18 protein-coding genes and 1 tRNA gene are annotated in these 17,580 nt (G+C 62.2%); 11 read left to right on the forward strand and 8 right to left on the reverse strand.

What is annotated here, in order from left to right:
- Positions 1 to 18: 18 nt before the first annotated feature.
- On the forward strand, positions 19 to 876 hold the full coding sequence (locus Q0936_RS13330; RefSeq protein ID WP_299142551.1) for a lysophospholipid acyltransferase family protein: 858 nt from the start codon (positions 19 to 21) through the stop codon (positions 874 to 876).
- Between the two features lie 4 nt (positions 877 to 880).
- On the opposite strand, the gene Q0936_RS13335 is transcribed toward Q0936_RS13330, so the two are convergent.
- Positions 881 to 1,756 (reverse strand): 3-hydroxybutyryl-CoA dehydrogenase, encoded by an 876-nt coding sequence (locus Q0936_RS13335; protein ID WP_299142549.1) that lies wholly within the window; start codon positions 1,754 to 1,756, stop codon positions 881 to 883.
- A 150-nt stretch (positions 1,757 to 1,906) separates the two neighbouring features.
- Here Q0936_RS13335 and Q0936_RS13340 point away from each other — a divergent pair, with 150 nt between their 5' ends.
- Positions 1,907 to 2,728, forward strand: coding sequence for a DUF6473 family protein (locus Q0936_RS13340; protein ID WP_299142547.1), 822 nt, complete (start codon positions 1,907 to 1,909; stop codon positions 2,726 to 2,728).
- A gap of 60 nt (positions 2,729 to 2,788) precedes the next feature.
- Here Q0936_RS13340 and Q0936_RS13345 read toward each other — a convergent pair whose 3' ends face one another.
- The 6 genes from Q0936_RS13345 to Q0936_RS13370 all read right to left on the reverse strand — a co-directional run bounded on the left by Q0936_RS13345 (position 2,789) and on the right by Q0936_RS13370 (position 7,071).
- The gene (locus tag Q0936_RS13345) at positions 2,789 to 3,715 is read right to left on the reverse strand and encodes an FAD-binding protein (protein WP_299294952.1); all 927 of its coding nucleotides are present in this window, start codon (positions 3,713 to 3,715) and stop codon (positions 2,789 to 2,791) included.
- On the reverse strand, positions 3,715 to 4,473 hold the full coding sequence (locus tag Q0936_RS13350) for an electron transfer flavoprotein subunit beta/FixA family protein (RefSeq protein ID WP_299142541.1): 759 nt from the start codon (positions 4,471 to 4,473) through the stop codon (positions 3,715 to 3,717). Before Q0936_RS13350 ends, Q0936_RS13345 begins: the two co-directional genes overlap by 1 nt.
- Positions 4,474 to 4,716: 243 nt before the next feature.
- The gene (locus tag Q0936_RS13355) at positions 4,717 to 5,292 is read right to left on the reverse strand and encodes a cob(I)yrinic acid a,c-diamide adenosyltransferase (RefSeq protein WP_299294950.1); all 576 of its coding nucleotides are present in this window, start codon (positions 5,290 to 5,292) and stop codon (positions 4,717 to 4,719) included.
- 4 nt (positions 5,293 to 5,296) lie between these two features.
- Complete coding sequence (locus Q0936_RS13360) at positions 5,297 to 5,503, reverse strand: twin transmembrane helix small protein (protein ID WP_299142536.1); 207 nt, start codon at positions 5,501 to 5,503, stop codon at positions 5,297 to 5,299.
- 73 nt (positions 5,504 to 5,576) lie between these two features.
- Positions 5,577 to 6,407 (reverse strand): SDR family NAD(P)-dependent oxidoreductase, encoded by an 831-nt coding sequence (locus tag Q0936_RS13365; protein WP_299294948.1) that lies wholly within the window; start codon positions 6,405 to 6,407, stop codon positions 5,577 to 5,579.
- A gap of 55 nt (positions 6,408 to 6,462) precedes the next feature.
- Positions 6,463 to 7,071 carry an SH3 domain-containing protein gene (locus Q0936_RS13370; protein ID WP_299142530.1) on the reverse strand — a complete coding sequence of 203 codons (609 nt, stop codon included), beginning with the start codon at positions 7,069 to 7,071 and terminating at the stop codon, positions 6,463 to 6,465.
- Between the two features lie 238 nt (positions 7,072 to 7,309).
- Between Q0936_RS13370 and Q0936_RS13375 the strand changes: the two genes are divergently transcribed.
- Genes Q0936_RS13375 through Q0936_RS13385 form a run of 3 tightly spaced genes read left to right on the forward strand, consistent with a single transcriptional unit; the run spans position 7,310 to position 11,965 of the window.
- Positions 7,310 to 9,604, forward strand: a complete 2,295-nt coding sequence (locus Q0936_RS13375) for a DNA topoisomerase IV subunit A (RefSeq protein ID WP_299294946.1) — start codon at positions 7,310 to 7,312, stop codon at positions 9,602 to 9,604.
- A 7-nt stretch (positions 9,605 to 9,611) separates the two neighbouring features.
- Complete coding sequence (locus Q0936_RS13380; RefSeq protein ID WP_299295109.1) at positions 9,612 to 10,883, forward strand: DUF898 family protein; 1,272 nt, start codon at positions 9,612 to 9,614, stop codon at positions 10,881 to 10,883.
- The gene (locus Q0936_RS13385; RefSeq protein WP_299294944.1) at positions 10,880 to 11,965 is read left to right on the forward strand and encodes a M48 family metallopeptidase; all 1,086 of its coding nucleotides are present in this window, start codon (positions 10,880 to 10,882) and stop codon (positions 11,963 to 11,965) included. Before Q0936_RS13380 ends, Q0936_RS13385 begins: the two co-directional genes overlap by 4 nt.
- Here Q0936_RS13385 and Q0936_RS13390 read toward each other — a convergent pair.
- Complete coding sequence (locus Q0936_RS13390; RefSeq protein WP_299294942.1) at positions 11,962 to 13,326, reverse strand: cytochrome P450; 1,365 nt, start codon at positions 13,324 to 13,326, stop codon at positions 11,962 to 11,964. The two genes, Q0936_RS13385 and Q0936_RS13390, sit on opposite strands and share 4 nt — an antisense overlap.
- A 113-nt stretch (positions 13,327 to 13,439) precedes the next feature.
- On the opposite strand from Q0936_RS13390, the gene Q0936_RS13395 reads away from it, so the two are divergent.
- The 6 genes from Q0936_RS13395 (at position 13,440) to secE (ending at position 17,480) form a co-directional block, all read left to right on the forward strand.
- The gene (locus Q0936_RS13395; protein ID WP_299294940.1) at positions 13,440 to 14,033 is read left to right on the forward strand and encodes a hypothetical protein; all 594 of its coding nucleotides are present in this window, start codon (positions 13,440 to 13,442) and stop codon (positions 14,031 to 14,033) included.
- Between the two features lie 24 nt (positions 14,034 to 14,057).
- Positions 14,058 to 14,639 (forward strand): hypothetical protein, encoded by a 582-nt coding sequence (locus tag Q0936_RS13400; RefSeq protein ID WP_299294938.1) that lies wholly within the window; start codon positions 14,058 to 14,060, stop codon positions 14,637 to 14,639.
- 92 nt (positions 14,640 to 14,731) lie between these two features.
- Positions 14,732 to 15,907: an elongation factor Tu gene (tuf, locus tag Q0936_RS13405; protein ID WP_299378182.1), complete on the forward strand. Its 1,176-nt coding sequence runs from the start codon at positions 14,732 to 14,734 to the stop codon at positions 15,905 to 15,907.
- Between the two features lie 237 nt (positions 15,908 to 16,144).
- Positions 16,145 to 16,220: transfer RNA gene (locus Q0936_RS13410), tRNA-Trp, on the forward strand.
- Between the two features lie 294 nt (positions 16,221 to 16,514).
- Positions 16,515 to 17,201 carry a hypothetical protein gene (locus Q0936_RS13415; protein ID WP_299378185.1) on the forward strand — a complete coding sequence of 229 codons (687 nt, stop codon included), beginning with the start codon at positions 16,515 to 16,517 and terminating at the stop codon, positions 17,199 to 17,201.
- An 81-nt stretch (positions 17,202 to 17,282) separates the two neighbouring features.
- Positions 17,283 to 17,480, forward strand: coding sequence for a preprotein translocase subunit SecE (secE, locus tag Q0936_RS13420; RefSeq protein WP_299142512.1), 198 nt, complete (start codon positions 17,283 to 17,285; stop codon positions 17,478 to 17,480).
- Positions 17,481 to 17,580 lie beyond the last annotated feature (100 nt).

Below are 17,580 nucleotides of genomic sequence, written 5' to 3' on the forward strand. Positions count from 1 at the left end.
GTCGATAGCACGCATAACATGACCAAATTGTCAGAGCCCGAAACCGTGAGCTTTGCCAAGTATGACCGGCGCAGCCTGTCCTATGCGTCGACGTTCGAGGACCCCTGGAAGGCGTCCTTTATCCGGGTGATGGAAGCATTCACTGGCAAGCTGACGATCCTCCGCCTGATCCGCAAGTTTGAACGCCAGGGCGCGCCGCAGGGCCAGGCGTTTTGGCGTGCGGCCCTGGATGTGATGGGCATCGACCTGACCACCCCGCAATCCCAGCTGGACCGCATCCCCAAGGAAGGGCCGGTGATCGTTGTCGCAAACCACCCGCATGGGATGGTCGACGGCATGATCTTTGCCGATCTGATTGGCCGCGTGCGCCCGGACTACCGCATTCTGACCCGGTCGCTGTTGACGGCGATCGACGAAGTGGCGGGCAGCTATATGATCCCCGTGCCGTTCCCGCACGAAGAAGACGCACAGCGCAAAGGCGTCGAGATGCGCGCAAAGGCGATGTCGCACCTCAAGGATGGCGGCGTTGTGGCGCTGTTTCCGTCAGGCGGTGTTGCCGCGTCCGAAACCTATTGGGGGCCAGCGGTGGAGGCCGAGTGGAACGTCTTTACCGCGCAGTTGATCCGCCGGTCGGGTGCAACGGTTGTGCCTATGAAATTCCCCGGTCAGAACAGCCGCGCCTATCAGATCGCAAACAAGCTGTCGCCGATGCTTCGGCAGGGGCTGTTGCTGCATGAAATCGTGCATTCGCTCAACAAGCCGCAGGGCCCGATCGTTGGCCATCCCTTGCCGCAAGAAGATGTGGCCAAGTGGAAAGACGATCCGCGCGGGTTCATGGCTTGGTTGCGTGATCACACTCTGTCGTTGACCGACTAGACGGTCAGCGTGTCGGCACGGGCGTGTCGCCCCGGTAGTCATAGAACCCGCGTTTCGTCTTGCGCCCCAGCCACCCGGCCTCGACGTATTTGGTCAACAGCGGGCAGGGCCGGTATTTGGTATCTGCCAGCCCATCATGCAGCACGTTCATGATCGCGAGACACGTGTCCAGACCAATGAAATCGGCCAATTCCAGCGGCCCCATCGGGTGATTGGCGCCCAGTTTCATCGACGAATCGATGGACATGACCGACCCGACACCTTCGTAGAGCGTATAGACCGCCTCGTTGATCATCGGCATCAGGATGCGGTTCACGATAAAGGCCGGGAAATCCTCGGCGGTGGCAGCGGTTTTGCCCAGGTTCGCCACAACGGCCTTGCAGGCCTCGAATGTCTCGGAATCTGTGGCGATGCCGCGGATCAGCTCGACCAGTTGCATCACCGGCACCGGGTTCATGAAGTGGAACCCCATGAACTTTTCCGGCCGGTCCGTCCGGCTGGCCAAACGGGTGATCGAAATCGAAGACGTGTTCGACGTGAGGATCGTGTGGGGTTGCAGGTGGGGCAACAGGTCTTCGAAAATGGCCTGTTTGACGGTTTCGCGCTCTGTCGCGGCCTCGATCACCAGATCGGTGCGGCCCAGCTCGCTCAGGGTCGGTGTTGTCAGAATACGGCCCATGGCGGCCGCTTTTTCGTCGGCGGAAATCTTTTCGCGGCTGACCTGACGCTCGAGGTTGCGGTCGATCACCGTCATGGCTGTCTTGAGCGCCTCGTCAGAGACGTCGTTCAACAGCACGTCATACCCGGCCAGTGACATCACGTGGGCAATGCCATTGCCCATTTGTCCTGCGCCCACGATTCCTACGGTCCTGACGTCCATGATTGTCCTTTCTGACGGTGGTTGCACCATAGGGGCAGGGCCGATGCGGGGGCAAGTGTTGCCGTTGCCCCAAAATGGTCACTTTCCATTAGGGAAATGGCAATCGGCTGCTGGCAATCTGGTGCTGGGTAAAAATTGAGAGTGGGTCTCATGAGTTTTGAAGCACTGGGTCCAGGCGGGCTCGACTATCTGCCGTGCAGGTATGGCAATTCCAAGGTTTTGTTCCGCGGGCCGCGACGGTCACTGGATGCGCCGTTCATCGCGTTTTTTGGCGGCACAACGACATATGGCAAGTTCATTCGGACGCCGTTTGCCGAGTTGGTGGAGTCCCGGATCGGGACGACATGCGTTAACTTTGGCAGCGTGAACGGAGGCGTGGATGTTTACGCAACCGACCCGTATCTGCGCGAGGTGACGGGCATGGCGGCGGCGACGGTGATCCAGATCACCAGCCCGCGTAACATGTCCAATCGGTTCTACCGGGTGCATCCGCGCCGCAATGACCGCTTTGTCGAGGCATCCGCGCTGCTGCGTGCGATCTATCGCGACATCGACTTTACCGAGTTCAACTTTACCAATCACATGCTCAAACGGCTGTGCCTGGTGTCGCCGGAAAGGTTCCAACCGGTCATCGAGGAATTGCAGACGGCGTGGGTCGCGCGGATGCGTCTGGTGCTGAGCCAGATACCAGGCAAGACGATCCTGCTCTGGGCCAGCGACGTGGCCCCCGAGGATGTGGGCGAGGACATTGATGCCGATCCGGCCTTTGTCACGCGGGCGATGCTGGACAAGGTGGTGCCGATGGCCACGGATTACGTCGAGGTTGTCGCCTCGGAGGATGCCATTGAGGCGGGGACAGACGGCATGGTGTTTTCCGAAACCGAGGCACCGGCAGCGGCGCAGATGCTGGGGCTGCACGCCCATCACGAGATATCCCGCGCGCTGGTTCCGGCCCTTGAGGCGCTGCGATGAATGCAAAAGGGCCCGCGTCGATCATGACGCGGGCCCTTTGTTTTACTTGTCTCTGTGCGATCAGAGTTTTTCGATCATCTCTGGTACGGCGTCGAACAGGTCAGCCACCAGACCGTAGTCTGCGACCTGGAAGATCGGCGCTTCTTCGTCCTTGTTGATGGCGACGATGACTTTGGAGTCTTTCATGCCTGCAAGGTGCTGAATGGCGCCCGAGATGCCGACGGCGACATAGAGGTCGGGTGCAACCACTTTGCCGGTTTGGCCAACCTGCCAGTCGTTCGGCGCATAGCCCGAATCGACCGCAGCACGGGATGCTCCGACGGCGGCACCCAGTTTGTCGGCCAGTTTCTCGATCAGGGCAAAGTCGTCTTCGGACCCGACACCACGACCACCGGACACAACCACACCAGCCGATGTGAGCTCGGGGCGGTCGCTTGCGGCAACCTTGTCTTCGACCCAGGACGACAGGGCGGGATCTGCGGCGGCGGCGATGTTCTCGACCGAGGCAGAGCCACCCGTGGCCGCCGCATCGAATGTCGATGTGCGGAAGGTGATGACTTTCTTGCCGTCACCCGATTTCACGGTCTGGATCGCGTTGCCCGCATAGATCGGGCGTTCGAATGTGTTGGCGTCGACCACGGCTGTGGCGTCCGAGATCACCATCGCATCGAGCAGGGCCGCGACGCGCGGCATCACGTTCTTGGCGTCGGTGGTGGCAGGGGCGACGATGTGTTCGTAGTCACCCGCCAGCGACACGATCAGATCGGCCACAGGCTCGGCCAGACGTTTGCCGTACACGGCGTCTTCGGCGCACAGCACCTTGGACACACCGGCGATTGTTGCGGCCTCTGCGGCGGCGGCGGCGCATGTGGCACCAGCGGCCAGCACAACAACGTCACCCAATGTGGTCGATGCCGTCACGGCCTTGGCCGTTGCGTCCATCGCCAGTTCGCCATCGTTGATTTCTGCGAGAAGTAGAACAGCCATTACACAGCCCCCGCTTCTTTGAGTTTCGACACGAGTTCTTCGACCGAACCCACCTTGATGCCTGCGGCGCGTGCCTCGGGCTCTGTCGTTTTCACGATCTCAAGGCGCGGCGCTGCGTCGACGCCGTAGTCGGCGGCGGTTTTCTCATCCAAAGGCTTTTTCTTGGCCTTCATGATGTTGGGCAGCGACGCGTAGCGCGGTTCGTTCAGGCGCAGGTCGACGGTGATGACGGTGGGCATGTTGACCTCGATGGTCTGCAAACCGCCGTCCACTTCGCGTGTGACCTTGGCCTTGTCGCCTGCGATCTCGACGTCCGAGGCGAATGTGGCCTGGCTCCAGCCCATGAGGGCGGACAGCATCTGGCCGGTGGCGTTCATGTCGTTGTCGATCGCCTGCTTGCCGCACAGCACGAGGCCGGGCTGCTCTTCGTCGATGATGCCTTTGAGGATCTTGGCAACGGTTAGCGGCTCGATGTCGGTGTGGACGTCGTCGGCGGCAATCACCAGGATTGCGCGGTCGGCGCCCATCGCCAGTGCCGTGCGCAGTGTTTCCTGCGCCTGCTTGACGCCCACCGAAACGGCGACGATTTCGTCGGCCTGACCGGCTTCTTTCAGGCGGATGGCCTGTTCGACGGCAATCTCGTCAAACGGGTTCATCGACATTTTCACATTGGCGAGATCCACACCCGATCCGTCCGCTTTGACGCGCACTTTCACGTTGTAGTCGATCACGCGTTTGACAGGCACCAGCACCTTCATGAACGTTCCTCTCTTCTATATTCAGACCGTCCAGAACGGCCAGATTTCGACTCATCTTCGCCAAGCGAGATAATTGGTCCCGGTTGGTTTACCCAACCCGTCGTTACGGCAACAGGACAAAATCGTCACGTCACGCAACAACGACGCCGCGTTTGGGGTTTAAAGGGAAAGAATGTTTCCCAAGTGTGTCGCCGCACGCCGAACATGGGCAGCGTGCCGCGCGGTGTTTTGTGACCCGTTGCCTCAGCCGCGGTTCGCACCCGGAACCCACAACACGTCGTCCTTGCCGCCATTGTTGGCGATGCGCGCCGCCACAAAGAACCAGTCGCTGAGACGGTTGAGGTATTTCACTGCGGCGGGGTTGATCGCCTCCATCGTCGCCAGTTCCACGGCCAGACGTTCGGCACGCCGCGCCACGGTCCGGCACACATGCAGATGCGCCGACAACGCAGACCCGCCCGGCAGGATAAAGCTGCGCAGCGGCTCAAGCTTGGCGTTCATCGCGTCGATCTCGCTTTCCAGCCGGTCCACCTGGGCATCGACCATCCGCAGGGGTTGGTATTCGACCTCGGCGTCCTTTTCCATGTCGGGGCGACATAGATCCGCTCCCAGATCGAATAGGTCGTTTTGAATGCGCCCCAGTGCGGCGTCCACATCCCCGGTGGCCGCCAATCGCGCCACCCCGAGAAAGCTGTTCAGCTCGTCCGCCGTCCCATAGGCCGTCACGCGCATCGCATGTTTGGCCACGCGCGCGCCGTTGCCCAGTGCGGTTTCACCGGCGTCGCCGGTCTTGGTATAAATCTTGCTCAGGACAACCACGTGCCTAACCTCCGTTATTGCGCAGCAGCACGTAGAGCATGATCAGCAGGACGGCCACAAATTGCGCCCCGATCCGGTAACGCATCAACTTGTTCGAGTTTTTCTGCGCCCAGCCGGAGCCCTTGGCAAAACCGCCAAGCCCCAGCATCAACACGGCCACAACCGCAAGGCACACCAATGCGATCAGGATAAACAGCGGGTCTTGCCCCATTCCTTCGGTCCCCTCTACCTCTGCCTAGCGCAGATGTAGCGGGCGGGCGGACAAAAGCGAACGTGTCGTTCGGTCACCCCCGTGACAGCACCCAATCCAGCGCACGGGTGGGCAGGACGCGGCGCAGCGTGCCCATGATGTAGGTGGGCGTAGTCACATAATATCGCGGACGGGGGCGGGCGGCCTCAACTGCGTGCCGCAGCTTGCGCACCACCGCTTCGGGCGGCAATTCGAACGTGTCGGGGCCGTTGTCCTCATAAAGACGTTTGCGCAAACCGGTGCGGTACTGTTCGGCCCTTGGCGAGGCCTCCCAATCAATCCAGCGTTCGAAATGCGGAATGGAATTGGCGCGGATGCGGCTGGTGACAGGACCGGGTTCGATCAGCACCACGTGGATGGGTGTGTCGCGCAGCTCGATCCGCAGGGTGTCACTGAGGCCTTCAAGGGCGAACTTGGTGCTGTTGTAGGCCCCGCGCCAGGGCATCGTGACAAAGCCAAGCACCGACGAACATTGAACAATCCGACCGTGCCCCTGCGCTCGCATCACCGGGATCACGGCCCGCGTCAGCGTGTGCCAGCCAAAGAAATTCGCCTCGAAAATCGCGCGCAAGGCGTCCGTGGGCAGGTCTTCGACGGCGCCGGGCACACCGTAGGCACCATTGTTGAACAGCGCATCAAGCGTGCCACCGGTGGCGGCCAGCACGTCGGACAGGCCCTGTTCAATTGTATCGGGGGCTTCATAGTCGATCAGCGGGCTTTCAAACCCGTCCTCGATCAGGCGGTCGCAGTCGGCCTGCTTGCGGCAGGCGGCAAACACACGCCACCCCGCGTCGCGCAATCCAAGTGCCGACGCATAGCCGATGCCAGACGAACACCCGGTGATCAGTATGGATTTCTGAGGCATGGCGCATCTCCGCTTTGAACAGGCGCTGTGTAGCGCCCGCAAAGGTCGATGCCAATCAGCCTTCGCTGAGAAGGAAATCCGCCATCCAGCCGACGGGGCCACCTGTGACCGGGCGCATCTTGACCCAACCCTCGCCGGGATCTTGCAGGATCTCGACCTCGGCACCGCGTGTCAGGCGCGACACGATGGAATAGCCTGTGCCAGGGCCGCCACGCACATTGACACGGTTGCCGGTGACCGACCGCACGGTGGCATCTTCATTCACTGCAGGGCGCGCGCCGGTGGCACCAAATTCGACCGGGGTGATGATCGCAGCATCGGTCACAAGGCTCGGCAGGATGATCGCTGGGGTCTCTTCGCTCAACGCTTCGGTCACAGCGGCCTCGACGGCAGGTGTCACCTTGGCCGGGGTTGTGCGCAGGGTCGGTGCGGGGCGCAAAACTTCATCCACAGCCGTCAGGTTCAGCGCAACGCGCGTGACGTTTTCGGGCACCGGCGCAGGCTCGGCGGCGACAATCACCGTCTCCAGCTTTTCTTCCTCGACGGTTACGGGGGCGTCAATGCGGGCGAGGCGTGTGGCATCAGGGTCGAAATCCGCCCCACCACTCATCTCGTAAAAGGCCCAGGCCATGAATACGAACGACACAAAAATGAACCTGGCCATACCAGTTACTCCCCCAACATAGTCTCATGTGCCGCGGCAGTCGTTGATGGCACATCTATTTGTTAACAGACCGACCGATTCACATCACTGTTAAACTTCGCCCGCTTTTCCCCCTGAGCCGCCTCTGTTGTCACCGGGCAACGCGTTGTTCGGGGCCAAGCGGCGGCACAGCACGGTAACTGTGGGTAAATTGCGTTCGCGGCTTGTTCGGCCCGCACCTGCCCGCTACACAGCATCTATGTCAGATCAGGCCGACACACCCAATATGGACCTATCCGAACCGTTGCGCCGCGCGCTGGGCGAACGGTATCTGACCTATGCGCTCAGCACGATCATGCACCGAGCGTTGCCCGATGCGCGGGACGGTCTCAAACCCGTACACCGTCGGATTCTGTTCGCGATGCGGGAATTGCGCCTGGCCTCGAACGGTGGGTTCCGGAAGTCGGCCAAGATTTCGGGCGACGTCATGGGCAATTATCACCCCCATGGCGACGCCGCGATTTACGACGCGATGGCGCGATTGGCGCAGGATTTCAATGTCCGCTACCCACTGGTCGACGGCCAGGGCAATTTTGGCAACATCGACGGCGATAACCCTGCCGCGTCGCGCTATACCGAGGCGCGGATGACGTCTGTGGCCGAGGCGTTGCTGAACGGGCTGAACGAGAACGCGGTGGATTTCCGCGAGAATTACGACGGCACGCTGACCGAACCCGCGGTGCTGCCCGCCGAATTTCCGAACCTGCTGGCCAATGGCTCCAGCGGGATCGCGGTGGGGATGGCGACGAATATCCCGCCGCACAATATCTCTGAACTCTGTGATGCCTGTCTGCACCTGATCAAAACGCCCGATGCGCGCGATGACACGCTGTTGAACTATGTGCCGGGCCCCGACTTTCCCACGGGCGGCATCATTGTCGAACCCGCTGAACAGATCGCGCAGGCCTACCGCACGGGCAAGGGCGGCTTCCGCCTGCGCTGCCGGTACGAAGTCGAGGATCTGGGCCGGGGGCAGTGGCAGATCGTTGTCACCGAGATCCCCTATCAGGTTCAGAAATCCAAGCTGATCGAAAAGCTGGCAGAGCTGATCCAGACCAAGAAAATTCCGATTCTCGCCGATGTGCGCGACGAATCTGCTGATGACATCCGGCTGATCCTCGAACCACGATCCAAGAACGTGGCACCCGAGGTGCTGATGGGGATGCTGTACCGCAATTCCGATCTTGAGGTCCGGTTCAGCCTGAACCTCAACGTGCTGATCGACGGGGTTACACCCAAGGTCTGCTCGATGAAGGAAGTGCTGCGCGCCTTCCTCGATTTCCGCCGCGAGGTTCTGATCCGCCGCAGCCATCACCGGATGGAAAAGATCGACCACCGCCTCGAGGTGCTCGAAGGGCTGATCGTCGCCTTTCTCAACCTCGACCGCGTGATCGACATTATCCGTTATGACGACGAACCCAAGGCCGCGCTGATGCGCGAGGATTGGGGCAAGGATCATGCGCGCGCCATGTCCGGGGCCGACTATGTGGGTCCACCACCGGGTGACGGTGAACTCAGCGATGTGCAGGCCGAGGCGATCCTGAACATGCGCCTGCGCAGCCTGCGCCGTCTCGAAGAGATCGAGCTGTTGCGCGAACAGGCCGCATTGATGGAAGAACGCGCCGGTCTTGAGGACCTGCTCGAAAGCGACGACCTGCAATGGCGCACGATTGCTGACCAGTTGCGCGAGACCAAAAAGACCTTTGGCAAGGACTATGCCGGTGGCGCGCGGCGCACGACCTTTGCCGATGCGGGCGAGATCGAAGACGTCCCGCTTGAGGCGATGATCGACCGCGAACCGATCACCGTGGTGTGCAGCCAGATGGGCTGGATCCGCGCGATGACGGGCCATATCGACCTGGGCCGCGAGCTCAAGTTCAAGGATGGTGACGGCCCGCGCTTTATCTTCCACGCCGAGACGACGGACCGGTTGATCGTGGTGGGCACGAATGGGCGGTTTTATACCCTGTCCGCCTCGAACCTGCCCGGCGGGCGGGGCATGGGCGAGCCGTTGCGCCTGATGGTCGACCTGCCCAACGAGGTTCAGATACATTCCCTGCTGACGCACAAGCCGGGTCGCAAGCTGTTGGTGGCGTCGACGGCGGGCGATGGCTTTGTCGTGCCCGAAGACGATGTGATCGCCCAGACCCGCACCGGCAAACAGGTGCTGAACGTGCGCGGCGACGTCCAGATGGCCGTGTGTCGACCTGTCGATGGCGACGCCGTGGCCGTGGTGGGCGAGAACCGCAAGGTGCTGGTGTTCCTGCTGGACGAACTGCCCGAGATGGGCCGTGGCAAAGGCGTGCGCCTGCAAAAGTACAAGGACGGGGGTCTGAGCGATGCAACCACCTTCACCCTGGCAGAAGGGCTCAGCTGGCGCGACCCAGCCGGACGGACCCGAACCGAAACCCAGCTCGCCGAGTGGCGCGGAAAACGGGCCGCAACCGGGCGCATGGCCCCCAGGGGCTTCCCACGCGACAACAAGTTCACCTGACGGAGCGCTGACCGTTGGTTTCACCGGGCGCAAGGGCGCGGTGTTCTGGCTGGCGCTCAAGCTGGGGTTTTGGTCGATCCTGACCCTGGGTTTTTATCGCTTCTGGATGAAAACCCGCCTGCGCCGCTATTTCTGGTCATCCATCCGTCCCGGCGGACACCCTATGGAATATGTGGGCGACCCTTGGGAAAAGCTGTTGGGCTTCTTCATCGCGGTGGTGATCCTGACCTTTTACATCGGTGTGGTGAACCTGCTGCTGATGTTTGTCAGCTTTTCACTGTTTGACGGCAATTTCGCGGGCTACCTCCTCAGCTTTATCGGGGTGATCCCACTGTGGTTCTATGCCCGATACCGTGCGCGCCGTTACGTGCTGGGACGCACCCGCTGGCGCGGTGTACGCTTTGGGTTGGAACCGGGGGCGTGGGGCTATGCGGGGCGCGCGTGCCTGCACTGGGCGCTGACCCTCTGCACCGCCGGGCTGTTGTGGCCGCGCATGACGTTCCTGCTGGAGAAATACCGCACGGACCGAACCTTCTTTGGATCTGCGCGCCTCACCCAAGAGGGGCATTGGACCATGCTCTACCGGCCTTTGATGCCACTGATACTGGTCGTCGCGGCCTGTGGTCTGTGGACGCTGTGGGTTATGGTGTTGCACCCGATTGGACCCGCCTTTGACCTGTTTGTGCGGGGCTTTATCGCCGGGGCGACGGGCACCACGCCAGACCTGGAAGGCGTGGGAACCGACCCGACGGTGGGGCTGTGGCGGATGTGGCTGATGCTGCCGCTGTCCTTTGGTCTCTACTACGGGGTGGTGCACTATATCTTTGGCGCGCGCCGCATGATGGCCGATCACAAGACTGCGCCGGGCATTACCTTCGCTTCCAGCTTGCGGACGGGCCGCGTGGCCTGGATCTATGCGGGTGGCACGATACTGGCCTATCTGGTGCTGGTCCTCGGCATAATCCTGATCATGCTGCTCATGATGCCGGTTCTGGGCGCGTCCATTCTCAGCCAGATGGGCGGCGTGGATGTCGGAGCGTTCTCGACTGTGCCGCGCTGGCTGTCGATCCTGATGTCTGTCGTGCTGTATTTCGCGGTCTTTCTGATGTGGTCAGTGGTCTACAACACCTTTGTGACCTTTCCGCTGATGCGCCACATGGCGTCCACCCTGTCACTGCCGACCCACGATGGGCTGGCTGATGTCAGCCAACGCGCCCGTGACGAATTTGCCGAGGCCGAAGGCTTTGCCGAGGCGCTGGATCTGGGGGCCGCCATATGACCCGACACGGTACATATTTCGATGGCGACCGCGCCCTTGGCCGCGCCGTCACCCTGACCCTGCCCGGTGATGCCAAGGCGCTGGTGATGACGGACGATACCGGTGACACGGTGTCCTGGCCCATTGCGGGCATCCGGCAGGTCAAGGATCACGCCGGTGCGCGGGATGCGGTTCTGCGGCTCAAGGATGACCCATTGGCGCGACTGTACGTACAGGATCTGAACGACCTGCCCCGTTGGCCGCATCTGCAAAAATCTGCACCGCCCAAGGGGCGCGGTCGGCTGGCGATGTGGGCTGCCGGGGCTGTGGCGGCTGTGGCCTTGCAGATTGGCGTGCTGATCCCCCTGATGGCGGACCAGTTGGCCAATATCATCCCGGCCCGTGCCGAAAGCGCGCTGGGCGATGCGACGTTCGAACAAATCCGCTCCGCTCTGGGCAGTGACGCCCTTGGCCCGCTTGGTCTGTGCGAGGACACTCAGGGCCATGCCGCACTGACCGCCATGAAAGCCGCCTTTGAACCCTCGATGCCCGAAGGGACCGAGGTGTCGGTCTATGTGCTCAACCATCCGATGATCAACGCCTTTGCGCTGCCCGGTGGCAACGTGGTGTTCTTTCGAGGGCTGATCGACGCCGCCGAAACACCCGAAGAGGTCGCCGCCGTGTTCGCGCACGAACTGGGCCACGTGGTCAGCCGCGATCCCACGCGCCACGCCTTGCGCTCTGCGGGCAGCATCGGTGTGTTGGGGTTGCTCTTTGGTGACTTTGCCGGGGGGGCGGTGGTCCTGTTTCTGACTGAACGGCTGATTGACGCGCATTACTCGCAGGCGGCAGAGGCGGCGGCGGACACCTTTGCCTATAAGCTGCTGGAAAACGCACGTGTTTCTCCGGCGGCACTGGGTGACATGTTTGAGCGACTGCGGGCGGAGCACGGCGATCAGTCTGGCGTCGTTGCGCATTTCCTGACGCATCCGACGCTGTCCGACCGCATCGACGCGGCCCGTGCGGCGGAGCCGGGGGGCGTGACATGGGATCCGATCATCACCGACGCGCAATGGGCCGACCTGCAGACGATCTGCGACTAGGCGGGGTCTGCGGTCAGCCAGACGCCGCCATTGGGGCGCAAGGTCAGGATCATAACGGGGTCCGGATCACGGCCCTGCACCGGTTTGAACCGGAACCGCGACAACAGCGTGGCCAGGATGATGACCGCCTCTTGCAACGCAAATGACGCGCCGATGCAGATGCGCGGGCCGTCGCCAAAGGGCAGGTAGGCATAGCGGTCGATGGCCTTGCGGTCTGCGAACCGCTCGGGGTGGAACGCATCCGGGTCTTCCCACAACAGCTTGGACCGGTGCAGCGCATAGATCGGGATCATGCAGGTATCGCCCTTGCGCACCTCGTGTCCGCATAGCGTGTCGTCTGCCATGGCGGTGCGCGACACCAGCCCGGCCGGTGGATAGAGGCGCAACGCCTCGTCCACGATCTGGCGGACAAAGGGCAATTGCGTCAGGTCGTCCCCGGTGGCCGCACGGCCTTGCAGGCAGGTCTGCGCCTCGACCCGCGCGCGGTCCTGCACATCCGGGTCAAAGGCGACCAGATACATCGACCACGCCAGTGTCAGCGCCGTGGTTTCATGCCCTGCCACGATGAAAGTCAACAGGTTGTCGCGCAATTCAGCGGTCGACATCTTGCGCCCGGACTTGGGGTCTTCGCCCGCCAGCAACAGGTCCAGCAGGTCCGGGATGTCACCCGCGCCGCGCGCCATGCGCGCCTCGATCGCGCGGTCCGCGAGGACCTTGGTGTCGCGCATGGCCTTGCCTGCGGTCATCCGCCCCGGACGTGGCACCCAATCCGGTGCACCCAGAACATCCAGCAGGGAAATCTTGCCCGCCTCGGCGATATAGTCGTCGATCGCATTGTGCACCCCGTCACGGTCCATGCCCGCCCCACCGGAAAAGGTCACATCCGCAATCACGTCAAATGTGGTGGTCACCATCTCGTCCAGCATGTTGACCGCGCGCGGCCCCGCGGCGGCCACCCGTGCAGCACTGCGTTCGGCGGCGGCTGTCATGATCGGGGACAGGTTCATCATGTTGCGATGGGTGAACGCAGGCGCCGCCGTGCGCCGTTGCCAGCGCCAATGCGCGCCCTCCGCGATAAAGAGCGACTCGCCAATGGCAGGGCGCAACAGGTTCTTGGTGACCAGAGACTTTGGGTAATTGTCCAATTGATCCAGCAGCATGTGCCGAATGCCACCGGGGTCCATGACCATGTGCCACCGCTTTCCGGTGCGCCCCGACAGGATCGGCTCGGATGTGGCGATCTCAGGGATCAGGCGCAGGACATTGCGCCGCCCCTCGCGCAGGCTCTTCCAGACACCCCATGTGCCGTTGACCAGCGGGACACGGACGGGCAGGCGGGTCGGATCGGCTGTGTCGGACATGATGCCCTCCTTGGCTCCTTGGCAACATATCCGACAGACCGTCACCGGGACAATTGCACCTGTGTCGCACCTGCGCTATCGGGTTAAGGCACTGGATGTGGGAGAGATCTGTGATGTTGCGTGCTTTGTTTGCCTTGGTGATGCTGTCGGTTGTTGCGGCCTGTAGCGGTGCAAAGGACCTCGATCAGCCACCCGTTCCGCTGGGTGACTTCCGCCTGGAACACAACATCGTCCTGGCCGAAAGCGCACAGCGCGGCCCGCTCAGCCGCCCCGCGACCGAAGAGCAGCTGACGGCCTCGGTCAAGGACGCCGTGACCGCACGCTTTGGTCGCTACGAAGGCACCAGCCGCTATCACTTTGGCATCTCTGTCGAAGGCTACGTGCTGGCACAGCCCGGCATCCCTCTGGTGCTGGCGCCGAAATCCGCGCTGATCCTGAACGTCACCGTCTGGGATGATGCCGCGGGCAAAAAGCTGAACGACGAGCCCGAGCAGATCACCGTGCTCGAAACCTTTGGCACCGCGCCAATCATCGGCACCGGCTACACCATGACAGCCGAAGAGCAACTGACCGAGCTCAGCGAAAACGCGGCCAAGGCCATCGAACGCTTCCTCGTGCGGCAACAAAACGAACAGGGCTGGTTCGCGCCAGACGCACAGAACGCGGCCCCGGTTGCCGCCGAAGGCGCAACTGCGCCTCCCACCTGATTTCTCTACAAAAAGGCTGATGACATGACCCTGCTGCGATCTCTTGTTTTCCTTGGCGCTGCGGGCATGTTGACCGCCTGTGATGAACCCACAGCCACTACTGCCGCTGCAACGCCACCCGCGCTGACCGCCAACGTGGACGCCGCCGAACCGCCAGTGATTGCCGCACCGCGCGTGATCGAGGCCAATACCGTCATCGTCGATACATCTGCCTTTACTGGCATCGAGGGACGCGAATTTGCCCTGCCGCCCGAACGTGTGGCGGGTGACCTGCGGACCGCCGTGGCCCGGCAACTGTCGTCCACAGGCACCGTTGTCGCCAATGTCACGGTGCGGCTGAAACGTGTGGTGCTGACCTCGCCGGGATCTGCCTTTGCCTTTGGTGGCCCCAGCGCCATCGAGGCCGAGATCACGGCGACGGATGCGCGCACCGGTGCGGTGTTGTTTGGGCCCGAACCGCTGCGTGGAACGTCGGCGACCGTGCGCCTGCCGGGCGTGATCGGCGTGGCCACCAGCCCCTCTGCCGAACGGGACTACGACCAGACCATCCTCGGCTTTGCCGCAGCGGTGCAAACCACGCTCAACCCGCCTGATGACGCGACCTAAGGGTCCTTGATTTTCCCAGCCAATCGCAATACATGCCGCGCGGAGTGAATCCGGGCACGCAGCCCACAATTTGAAAGAGGGCGTCTGAGAAGATGGCAAAGGAAAAGTTTGAGCGTAACAAGCCGCACGTTAACATTGGCACGATTGGCCACGTTGACCACGGCAAGACGACACTGACAGCGGCGATCACGAAGTACTTTGGCGACTTCCAGGCCTATGACCAGATTGACGGCGCGCCCGAAGAGAAAGCGCGTGGGATCACGATCTCGACGGCGCACGTGGAATACGAGACCGACGCGCGTCACTACGCCCACGTCGACTGCCCCGGCCACGCGGACTACGTCAAGAACATGATCACCGGTGCCGCCCAGATGGACGGCGCGATCCTGGTTGTGAACGCCGCCGACGGCCCGATGCCGCAAACGCGCGAGCACATCCTGCTGGGCCGCCAGGTTGGCATCCCGAAGATCGTCGTGTTCATGAACAAAGTGGACCAGGTCGACGACGAAGAGCTGCTGGAGCTGGTCGAAATGGAAGTGCGCGAGCTGCTGGACAGCTACGAGTACCCCGGCGACGACACGCCCATCATCGCGGGTTCCGCGCTGGCGGCGATGGAAGGTCGTGACGAAGCGATCGGCGAAGAGAAGATCAAAGAGCTGATGGCGGCTGTGGACGACTACATCCCGACGCCTGAGCGTGCTGTGGACCAGCCGTTCCTGATGCCGGTCGAGGACGTGTTCTCGATCTCCGGTCGTGGTACGGTTGTGACCGGTCGTGTCGAGCGTGGCGTGATCAACGTGGGCGACGAGATCGAAATCGTCGGCATCAAGGACACCCAGAAAACGACCTGCACGGGCGTTGAAATGTTCCGCAAGCTGCTGGACCGCGGTGAAGCGGGCGACAACATCGGCGCGCTGCTGCGTGGTATCGACCGTGAAGCGGTTGAGCGCGGCCAGGTGCTGTGCAAGCCCGGCTCCGTGAACCCACACACCAAGTTCGAAGCCGAAGCCTACATCCTGACCAAGGAAGAGGGTGGCCGTCACACGCCGTTCTTCGCCAACTACCGTCCGCAGTTCTACTTCCGTACGACGGACGTGACAGGCACGGTTGTTCTGGCCGAGGGCACGGAGATGGTGATGCCGGGTGACAACGTGTCGTTTGGCGTTGAGCTGATCGCCCCGATTGCGATGGAAAACGGTCTGCGCTTTGCGATCCGCGAAGGCGGCCGCACCGTCGGCGCCGGCGTCGTGTCGAAGATCACGGACTAAGTCTGCGCCCGTCGTGGCGGGGTGAACCCCGCCCTACGGCAATGACGACCCGTTCGGTGGGGGCCACCCGCGCCGCGCATTGGAATTCAGGAAAGGCCGCTCTGAAACGAGCGGCCTTTTTTTGTTCAGGTTACCTCCTGATGCGCCCGCTGGTGCAAAGTGCACGATTTTCGCACCCGCCCAGTGTCAAACAGCCCTTGATCTTGCGCAGACCATCGCATATCCCGCCTCCACCGCAGGGGTATAGCTCAGCTGGTAGAGCGACGGTCTCCAAAACCGTAGGTCGCGGGTTCGAACCCTGCTGCCCCTGCCAAAATCTAATCCGGACAATTCGAATCAACTGCACGTCTTCGGGACGTATGGCCCGTTTCTGCACGCCGTGGGCTGTGCAATTGCGCGTCTCCCATCCCTCAATCCTGACACTTGGGCATCACTGTATCCAAACCGCCAACAGTGCCACATTTTCGCCATATCCCTGACACCCCGCGCACAAAGTGCCGCCGTACCTCTGCCCCATCCGCCGCAATGCGGACACGTAACAAACGGCCCGTTCTGCGCGGGTTGGTAAACAGAAGGCCCCACCGTTTGAGGGGCAAGGATGCTGCTGATGACTTATACTTTGATCCCCGGTCAGTCCCACGAAGCCAGTGAGGAAGAGACCATGTCGATGATCCGTTCCCTGCTGACCGAAGACGTCGCAGCCCCGGCCAAACCTGCGCCGGTCAAGGCGCAAGCGACAGCACCCGAAGAGACGCCACCGGCCTTTGTCTCGCGCAGCGTTAGTGATGCGCCCCGTCGGCGTGCCACCGATCTGCCGGACTTGCAGGACAACGCCGAGACAGCGCCGCGCAAACGCCGTCTGGCCCTGCCGAATGTCACCGGCATCATCCGGGCGCGTCTGGTGCACCTGCGCGCGTTCCGGCCCTCGACGCGGCACCTTGCACTGGTCAGCACGCTCTTGCTGTTGGTTGTGCGGCCGCATTGGTTCGTGATTGGCCTCGTTCTGACCATCGCCGTCGTGACCGGCGCTTTTATGACGCTGGGCGCGGACCGCATCTGGCGCGGCGTTCTGAACTGGCTCGACCGTGTGGCGGCGCGTGATCCTGCCCGTGCACAACAACTGCGGGTCCGGCTCGACCGTTTTGCCTGCCGCTGGGATGGTGTACTGGACATGTTCCCCGACGGTATGGTCGACGGGCTCTATATGCCCGACTTCCAGGGCATGCAGGACGCCGAGGCGGCGCATATCGCCGCCATGGGCCACCGTTTGGACCGGATGGTGCAAGAGGGCTGAGGCCCCTTGCGCATTCCATCCTTGAACTTGGACCCTGTGGTCGTTACATCCCGTCCATCCGCATCAGGGAACCCGTAGATCATGGCCACAACCAATCCGCTCCAGTTCATCCAGCAGGTCCGCTCGGAAGTCGCCAAGGTCGTTTGGCCCACCCGTCGTGAGGTGCTGTTGACCACTGTGATGGTCTTTATCCTTGCGGCACTCACCGCGGTGTTCTTTGCGATCGTCGACATCTTGATCCGGGGTGGTCTGGAACAGATCCTGACGATCTTTGGCTAGGACCGGAAAACCGGCCCACCTCTTGCACTTTGAAATCACGCGGAGTATTCCGCAGGCCTGACCTGACAGAGGCGCGCGGCGATTCGAGCCCCGCGCCGAT

The organism is uncultured Tateyamaria sp. (assembly GCF_947488715.1).
Lineage (GTDB): Bacteria > Pseudomonadota > Alphaproteobacteria > Rhodobacterales > Rhodobacteraceae > Tateyamaria.

Coding starts and splice junctions, on each gene's coding strand:
- Q0936_RS13400 (WP_299294938.1), top strand. CDS start 14,058: ATGACCCTGCTGCGATCTCTTGTTTTCCTTGGCGCTGCGGGCATGTTG.
- Q0936_RS13395 (WP_299294940.1), top strand. CDS start 13,440: ATGTTGCGTGCTTTGTTTGCCTTGGTGATGCTGTCGGTTGTTGCGGCC.
- Q0936_RS13415 (WP_299378185.1), top strand. CDS start 16,515: ATGACTTATACTTTGATCCCCGGTCAGTCCCACGAAGCCAGTGAGGAA.
- Q0936_RS13340 (WP_299142547.1), top strand. CDS start 1,907: ATGAGTTTTGAAGCACTGGGTCCAGGCGGGCTCGACTATCTGCCGTGC.
- Q0936_RS13365 (WP_299294948.1), bottom strand. CDS start 6,407: ATGCCTCAGAAATCCATACTGATCACCGGGTGTTCGTCTGGCATCGGC.
- Q0936_RS13370 (WP_299142530.1), bottom strand. CDS start 7,071: ATGGCCAGGTTCATTTTTGTGTCGTTCGTATTCATGGCCTGGGCCTTT.
- Q0936_RS13390 (WP_299294942.1), bottom strand. CDS start 13,326: ATGTCCGACACAGCCGATCCGACCCGCCTGCCCGTCCGTGTCCCGCTG.
- Q0936_RS13335 (WP_299142549.1), bottom strand. CDS start 1,756: ATGGACGTCAGGACCGTAGGAATCGTGGGCGCAGGACAAATGGGCAAT.
- Q0936_RS13345 (WP_299294952.1), bottom strand. CDS start 3,715: ATGGCTGTTCTACTTCTCGCAGAAATCAACGATGGCGAACTGGCGATG.
- Q0936_RS13375 (WP_299294946.1), top strand. CDS start 7,310: ATGTCAGATCAGGCCGACACACCCAATATGGACCTATCCGAACCGTTG.
- tuf (WP_299378182.1), top strand. CDS start 14,732: ATGGCAAAGGAAAAGTTTGAGCGTAACAAGCCGCACGTTAACATTGGC.
- secE (WP_299142512.1), top strand. CDS start 17,283: ATGGCCACAACCAATCCGCTCCAGTTCATCCAGCAGGTCCGCTCGGAA.
- Q0936_RS13385 (WP_299294944.1), top strand. CDS start 10,880: ATGACCCGACACGGTACATATTTCGATGGCGACCGCGCCCTTGGCCGC.
- Q0936_RS13360 (WP_299142536.1), bottom strand. CDS start 5,503: ATGGGGCAAGACCCGCTGTTTATCCTGATCGCATTGGTGTGCCTTGCG.
- Q0936_RS13330 (WP_299142551.1), top strand. CDS start 19: ATGACCAAATTGTCAGAGCCCGAAACCGTGAGCTTTGCCAAGTATGAC.
- Q0936_RS13350 (WP_299142541.1), bottom strand. CDS start 4,473: ATGAAGGTGCTGGTGCCTGTCAAACGCGTGATCGACTACAACGTGAAA.